This window comes from Brevundimonas sp., assembly GCF_046299535.1.
Taxonomy (GTDB): domain Bacteria; phylum Pseudomonadota; class Alphaproteobacteria; order Caulobacterales; family Caulobacteraceae; genus Brevundimonas.
In genome coordinates this window covers 276,207-283,113 of sequence record NZ_JBKBIB010000002.1, presented here as the reverse complement: position 1 = coordinate 283,113, position 6,907 = coordinate 276,207, and the positions used below count along the sequence as shown (strand labels likewise).

6 protein-coding genes are annotated in these 6,907 nt (G+C 68.0%); 1 reads left to right on the top strand and 5 read right to left on the bottom strand.

The annotated features are described in order from the left end of the window. Positions 1–160: 160 nt before the first annotated feature. The 5 genes from ACK4FB_RS02880 to gyrA are packed head-to-tail and all read right to left on the bottom strand — an operon-like array spanning position 161 to position 6,019. Positions 161–1,006 carry a peptidylprolyl isomerase gene (locus tag ACK4FB_RS02880; RefSeq protein WP_409747637.1) on the bottom strand — a complete coding sequence of 282 codons (846 nt, stop codon included), beginning with the start codon at positions 1,004–1,006 and terminating at the stop codon, positions 161–163. A gap of 20 nt (positions 1,007–1,026) precedes the next feature. After that, positions 1,027–1,875 (bottom strand): peptidylprolyl isomerase, encoded by an 849-nt coding sequence (locus ACK4FB_RS02875; protein WP_409747635.1) that lies wholly within the window; start codon positions 1,873–1,875, stop codon positions 1,027–1,029. Continuing rightward, a complete protein-coding gene (gene coaD / locus ACK4FB_RS02870; protein ID WP_409747633.1) occupies positions 1,872–2,357 on the bottom strand; it encodes a pantetheine-phosphate adenylyltransferase in 486 nt (161 codons plus the stop codon). Before coaD ends, ACK4FB_RS02875 begins: the two co-directional genes overlap by 4 nt. 55 nt (positions 2,358–2,412) lie before the next feature. Further along, the gene (locus tag ACK4FB_RS02865) at positions 2,413–3,222 is read right to left on the bottom strand and encodes an aminotransferase class IV (protein WP_409747631.1); all 810 of its coding nucleotides are present in this window, start codon (positions 3,220–3,222) and stop codon (positions 2,413–2,415) included. Positions 3,223–3,238: 16 nt separating this feature from the next. After that, positions 3,239–6,019 (bottom strand): DNA gyrase subunit A, encoded by a 2,781-nt coding sequence (gene gyrA, locus ACK4FB_RS02860; protein ID WP_409747629.1) that lies wholly within the window; start codon positions 6,017–6,019, stop codon positions 3,239–3,241. A gap of 147 nt (positions 6,020–6,166) precedes the next feature. Between gyrA and ACK4FB_RS02855 the strand changes: the two genes are divergently transcribed. Continuing rightward, entirely contained in the window at positions 6,167–6,787 is a 621-nt protein-coding gene (locus ACK4FB_RS02855) for a superoxide dismutase family protein (RefSeq protein WP_409747627.1), read from the top strand. Positions 6,788–6,907 lie beyond the last annotated feature (120 nt).

Sequence of the window (6,907 nt, the reverse complement as noted above, 5' to 3'; positions counted from 1 at the left end):
TAAGCCCTTTCGAGGATACGTTCTTCGTTCCCACTGGGCCAGGCATGCCCAACAGCGCTGATGAAGCCCACCAGCTCTGCCAGGCCTGTGACATCAACAACCTGGCGAATCAGTTCCCTATCTTCATGGGAGCCCCATGGATGAATGGACAGCACTGTTATCAACACATCTCTCCGCCAAATAGTCGGTCTTGCGGCTTCCTGGTTTCTCTCCGCTCCACCATGGCGGCAAAGGCCGGCGACGCCGTGTCCAGAACCCGCACCACCGGCCGCTGGTCGGCCGGAATGTCCGAGGCCACCCGAACGCTGGTCATCACGTCCTGCGGCGCAGCTACCGCCCCGGAGGGCTCCTCGCCCGTCTTCATGGCCCGCACCACCTCCAGACCGGAAACCACCCGGCCCCAGGCGGTGTATCGCTTGTCCAGCGAGGGATAGGCCTGGCGCATCAGGAAGAACTGGCTGTTGGCGCTGTCAGGATCGTCGCCCCGCGCCATGCCGGCCACGCCCGGGCAGTAAACCCCCCAGGCATGCACCATGCCGTCGCCTGTCCGGGCCATCAGTTCGTCGGGCTGGGTCTGGATGGGCAACGAGCCCAGAAAGCCCACGGGCGCGCCCATGGGGTCGGCGACCTGGGTGAACGGCATGTCCGGTCCGCGGCGGAAGGTGAACTCTGCGGTCAGATCGGGATAAGGGCTTTGCCCGTCGCCCGTGCCCAGCGGGTCGCCTGTCTGGGCCATGAACCAGTCGATCACCCGATGCCAGACGATGCCGTCGTAGAATCCGCGCCGGGCCAGAATCCGCATCCGCTCCACATGCACGGGCGCGGCCAGGGGCGACATCTCCACCAGGATACGCCCCCGGCTGGTGTCGATCACCAGAAGGTTCTCGGGAGTCACGGTGCGCCAGTCGGCCTGCGCGGGTGAGGCGTCGGCGGCGGGCGGCGCCTCCTGGGCCATGACCGGGGCGGCCGCCAGAACGGCGGCGACGGCGATGATCGACAGGCGCATGCTGCTTCCCCTTTTCAGGATCAACCCTCGATGCGGACGGGCGGCGCCACATCACAGACGGTGAGGCGGTCGCCGCGCTCCGCGACGGCCGCCTGGACGATTTCCAGCATACGGGGCGCCCGCGCGTCCAGCACCATGGCGCGGGGCCGTTCGCCCTCGGGCATGTCCGCCGCCAGCCGTGCGGTCACCATCCTGTCCGGGTCCGTCACGGCGCCGTCGTTCTCTTCCGGCCCGGCCTTCAGCGCCGCCAGAACGTCCATCCCCTCCAGCACCCGTCCGAACGGCGTGTACTGCCCGTTGAGATTCGAGCGATAGGCCGTCATGAGGAAAAACTGGCTGTTGGCGCTGTCGGGGCTGGCCGAGCGCGCCATCCCCGCCACGCCGGGGCAGAAATGGCCCATGGCGTCCACCCGGTTGTCGGCGGTCACGAACATCTGGGCGTCCGGCTGCGTCCGGACCGGCATGGCGCCGAACAGCCCGAACACGGCGCGATCCTCACGACCTGTCGGCGTCTGGATGAAGGCGGGGCGAGCCCCCCGCCTGAACGTGAACTCACCCGGGACGTCGGGCAGTTCGCTGCCTCCCGCGCCCGTTCCCGTCGGATCCCCTGTCTGGGCCATGAAATTGCGGATCACCCGATGAAAGGCGTGGTCCTGGTAGAACCCCTGCCGTGTCAGCGTCCGGATTCTTTCCACGGCCTGGGGCGCCACCTCCGGCGTCAGCTCGACCAGGACGCGGCCCTTCGTGGTGTCGATCACCCACAGATTTTCGGGCGCCACGTCGCGCCAGACCTCGGCGTCCTGTGCGGTGGCGGATGAGGCGGCGGCCGTCAGGACGACGGCGGCCAGCAGGCCGGTCAGAAACTTCATGATTGCAGAACCTTGGCCCGGACGCGCCCGGCGACCCGGGGACTGACGAAACTCTCGATCGCGCCGTCCAGACGGGCGATCTCCTTGACCAGACGGGACGCGATGGCCTGGTGGCGTGGATCGGCCATCAGAAAGACGGTCTCGATATCGGCGTTCAGGCGCTGGTTCATGGCGGTCATCTGGAACTCGTACTCGAAATCCGCCACGGCCCGCAGGCCCCGCACGATGACATTGGCGTTCACGGCTTCCGCATAGTGCATCAGCAGGGTCGAGAACGGCTCCACCACGATGTCGGCCTTCAGCGGCGCCACCTCGGCGCGCAGCATCTCCACCCGCTCCGCCGTGGTGAACAGGGGACCCTTGTCGTCATTCTGGGCCACGCCGATGACCAGCCGGTCCACCAGCTTCAAGGCGCGGCCGATGATGTCCATGTGTCCGTTGGTCACCGGATCAAAGGTGCCCGGATACAGTCCGATGCGCATAAGGTCCTGATCTCCCCCGCCTTTGCCTTCGTCTAGCATCCGAGCGCCGCCGAACCTAGAGCGGCTGACACGGGTTTGATCGCCAGGCGTTCCTAAGCAATTGCATCAGGTCGGGGCGGCCCGCATAGCGAACCGGACCGATGGCGGAGACCCCGGCGGCGGGAATCGCCGCGTTGACGATGAAGGCGGCGTCGAAGTCCGGCAACTCGGGCAGACCCACCCAGCGCTGATCCGTGGTCACATCCACGGCCTCCAGCCCGCGCTGCAGCAAGGCCTGGCCCGTGCCCGCCAGCATCGGCCCCTGGGGCCAGACCACCGTATCGCCCTTCAGAAAGCCGATGTTCCAGATACTGCCCTCTGTGATGCGGGCGTTTTCGTCAGCAAACAGCACGTCGTCATGGCCCCCCGCCAGGGCCTCGCGCCGCTCCCGGATCAAACCGAAGGTCGCCCCATGCTTCAGGTGCGGCGCCTCGCGCTGGTACCGGGAAACCCCCAGCTTCAGCGGCCCGGCGATTTCGGGAGCCGGCGGCCCGGCCAAGACCATCACATCCGGCGCGCCCCGCGACGACGGATCACGCACGCTGATCGCCCGGCTGAACAGATTGACCCGCACAGAGGCCGCGCCGGAATGATGCTTCAACGCCTGACGGATCCAGCCCCGAACCTCGCCTTCGCCAGGCGCCTGGCCGAACAGCTCGACGCCGCTATCCCTCAGCCGCGCCAGATGCAGGTCCAGCCCCCGCACGCCCCAGCTGTCCGCCCCCTCGACCGCCTGCATCGAGGTGAAGGCCCCGTAGTTCACCAGCGCCAGATGCAGCAGATCGTCCCGCTCCGCCGGCGCGCCGTTGACCAGCAGGGTCAGCATGCCGCGGTCGGCGGGATCACGCCTCGCCGCCCTCGCCTTCGCCCTCGCCCTCGCCATCATCCTCGATGGCGTCGACGGCCTCGTCTCCCGCCACTTCCGGCAGGCGCTCCACCGAAACCACCCGCTCGCCGTCGGCGGTGCGGAAGATGGTGACGCCCTGGCTGGACCGGCCGACGATGCGGACCTGGCTGACCGGCGTGCGGATCATCTGCCCGCCAGAGGTGACCATCAGCAGTTCGTCGCTGTCCTCCACCGGGAAGGCGGCGGCGAGGCGATTGCCCGCCCGTCCGCCCAGGCCATGGGCCGTCAGCCCCTGCCCGCCCCGGCCGGTGCGGCGATACTCGTATGCCGAGGATCGCTTGCCGAAGCCGGTGTCGGTGATGGTCAGGATGAACTGCTCGGCGGCGCCCAGTTCGGCGATGCGTTCGATGCTGAGCGCAGCGTCGGCCACGGCTTCCTCATCGGCGTCCGGCGTCGGCGCTTCATCCTCGCCGGTGGCGGCGCGGCGCATGGCCGAGGCGTGCTTCACATAGGCGGCGCGCTCTTCCGGTGTGGCGTCCACCCGGCCCAGCACGGCCATGGAGATGACCACGTCGCCATCCTGCAGACGGATGCCGCGAACGCCGGTGGAGTCCCGCCCCTTGAACACGCGCACGTCGTCGGCCTTGAAGCGGATGGCGCGGCCAAGAGCGGTGGTCAGCAGGATATCGTCGTCCGCCCGGCACAGACCCACGCCCACCATGTGGTCGCCGTCTTCCAGCTTCATGGCGATCTTGCCGGCCCGGTTCACCGTGGCGAAGTCCGACAGCTTGTTGCGGCGCACGTCGCCGGACTTGGTGGCGAACATGATGTCGTAGTCGCCCCAGGTCGCCTCGTCCTCCGGCAGGGGCAGCACGTTCATGATGGTGTCGCCCGGCTCGATGGGCAGCAGGTTCACGAACGCCTTGCCGCGCGAGGTCGGCCCGCCCAGCGGCAGGCGCCAGGTCTTGAGCTTGTAGGCCTTGCCGTTGGTGGCGAAGAACAGCACCGGCGTGTGGGTCGAGGCCGAGAACACGCCGACGACGGCGTCCTCTTCCTTCATGGTCACGCCCGAGCGGCCCTTGCCGCCGCGATGCTGGGTCCGGTAGGCGCTGAGCGCCACCCGCTTGACGTAGCCGCCGTGGGTGACGCTGACCACCATCTCCTCGCGCGGGATGAGGTCTTCGTCCTCCATCTCCCCGTCGCCTTCGCCGATGATCGTGCGGCGAGGGGTGGCGAATTTCTCCTTCACCTCGATCAGTTCCGCGCGGATCACCTCGACGATGTGGGCGCGGTCCGACAGCAGGGTCAGGTGTTTCTGGATTTCGGCGGCCAGCTCGCGCGCCTCGCCCATGATGTCGTCGCGGCCAAGGCCGGTCAGGCGCGACAGGGTCAGCGCCAGGATGGCGCGGGCCTGTTCGTCCGTCAGCTGCAGCTTGTCGCCGTCGATGACCACGCTGCGCGGGTCAGCGATCAGCTCGACCAGGGCGATCATGTCGCCCACCGGCCAGGGCTTGCCCTGCAGCCGCTCGCGCGCCTCGGCCGGATCGGCCGAGCTGCGGATGATGTGGATCACCTCGTCGATATTGGCCACGGCGGTGGCCAGGCCCACCAGCACGTGACCGCGGTCCCGCGCCTTGGCCAGTTCGTACTTGACCCGGCGGACCACCACTTCCTCGCGGAAGTCCAGGAACGCGTCCAGCATGGCCCGCAAGCCCATCTGCTCGGGCCGTCCATGGTTCAGCGCCAGCATGTTGACGCCGAACGAGCTTTGCAGCGCGCTGTAGCGGTACAGCTGGTTCAGCACCACGTCGCCGGACGCGTCGCGTTTCAACTCCACCACGATGCGCATGCCTTCGCGGCTGGACTCGTCGCGGATGTCGGCGATGCCTTCCAGACGCTTCTCGCGCACCATCTCGGCGATGCGCTCGATCAGGGTCTGCTTGTTCACCTGATACGGGATCTCGGTGACGATGATCGCCTCGCGGCCCGCGCGGATCTCCTCGATGCTCGCCTTGCCGCGCACCACCACCGAGCCGCGGCCGTCACGCAGGGCGTTGCGGGGCGCGGTGCGGCCCATGATCTCGCCGCCGGTGGGGAAGTCGGGGCCCGGAACGATGTCCAGCAGGGTCTCGTCGCTGACGTCGGGATCGTCCAGCAGGGCGAGGGCCGCGTCGACCACCTCGCCCAGATTGTGCGGCGGAATATTGGTGGCCATGCCCACGGCGATGCCGCCGGCGCCGTTCACCAGAAGGTTCGGGATGCGGCTGGGCAGAACCGTGGGTTCGCGGCGCGAGCCGTCATAGTTGTCCTGGAAGTCGACCGTGTCCTTGTCGATGTCCGAGATCAGGGCCTCGGCCGCATGGGTCATGCGGCTTTCGGTGTAACGCATGGCCGCCGGGGGATCGCCGTCCACCGAGCCGAAATTGCCCTGGCCGTCGACCATCATCAGCCGCATGGAGAACGGCTGGGCCATACGCACCAGGGCGTCATAGATCGCGCTATCCCCGTGCGGGTGATAGCGGCCCATCACGTCGCCGATAATGTTGGCGGACTTGTAGTACTTCTTGTCGGCGGTCCGGCCCTCTTCGTACATGGCGTGGATGATCCGCCGGTGCACAGGCTTCAGGCCGTCGCGTACGTCAGGCAGGGCCCGACTGACGATCACGCTCATGGCGTAGTCGAGGTATGAGCGGCGCAGTTCGTCTTCGATGGCGACGGGGGCGATGTCGTTGTGGGCGCCCGTCGCCGGAACGTCGTTGTGGCTGTCGTCGGTCAAGAGAATTCAGGCTTTCTGAGCGCCCGTCAGGGGCGGGAATCGGAACGCATTCCGTTGACGAAACATTAGCACCCGAGGGCATGCGTGGCAAAGCGCGCGCGCCCATCCATCCCCACGGGGCAAAGCTTTTGGACAGGGAGCCGATCCATGCGCGCCAACCTTCTTCTAACCTCCGTTCTCGCCCTCGGCGTGGCGGGCCTGGCCGCCTGCGGCGAGACGGAAACGACGACGGTTCCGGCCCAGCCCGCAGCCACGGGCGGCACGGCGGATCACGCTACCTCGAGCGATGCGGCACGGGCCACCACCACCGAGAGCGGCACGGCCGAACTGCGAGACAATGACGGCCAGGGCGTCGGCACGGTGAGCCTGACCCAGGCCCCCACCGGCCTGCTCATGCGTGTCGAGGTGAACGGCCTGGCGCCCGGCTGGCACGGCATCCACATCCACGAGACCGGCGACTGCGGCGACGCCGCCTTCCAGAACGCGGGCGGCCATATCAACCATGCCCGGGACGTTCCCCACGGCCTTCTGAACGCCGAAGGTCCCGATGACGGGGACCTGCCCAACATCTACGCCAACGAGAATGGAGAGGCCCGCGCGGAAATCTTCACCACCCGCGCCCGCATCGCCGAAAATGGTCCGGGCCAATGGCTGTGGGACGATGACGGGTCCGCCATCGTTATTCACGCCAATCCCGACGATCACCGGAGCCAGCCCATCGGCGGGGCCGGCGACCGGGTGGCCTGCGCCGTCGTTCAGCGCGGCTAGGGCCTGATCGGCTGGACCGAAATTCGGGCCCCGGCCCGCGTCCAACTGAGCCGGTTTCGGTCTAGGTCTTCACCTTCGCGCCGGGGGCGACCCCGGCGCGAAGTCCGCGTTCGGCCAGGG

Bases quoted from the DNA above. Each gene is read 5' to 3' on its own strand.
- ACK4FB_RS02875 (WP_409747635.1), bottom strand. From the start codon at position 1,875: ATGAAGTTTCTGACCGGCCTGCTGGCCGCCGTCGTCCTGACGGCCGCC.
- ACK4FB_RS02855 (WP_409747627.1), top strand. From the start codon at position 6,167: ATGCGCGCCAACCTTCTTCTAACCTCCGTTCTCGCCCTCGGCGTGGCG.
- coaD (WP_409747633.1), bottom strand. From the start codon at position 2,357: ATGCGCATCGGACTGTATCCGGGCACCTTTGATCCGGTGACCAACGGA.
- ACK4FB_RS02865 (WP_409747631.1), bottom strand. From the start codon at position 3,222: ATGCTGACCCTGCTGGTCAACGGCGCGCCGGCGGAGCGGGACGATCTG.
- ACK4FB_RS02880 (WP_409747637.1), bottom strand. From the start codon at position 1,006: ATGCGCCTGTCGATCATCGCCGTCGCCGCCGTTCTGGCGGCCGCCCCG.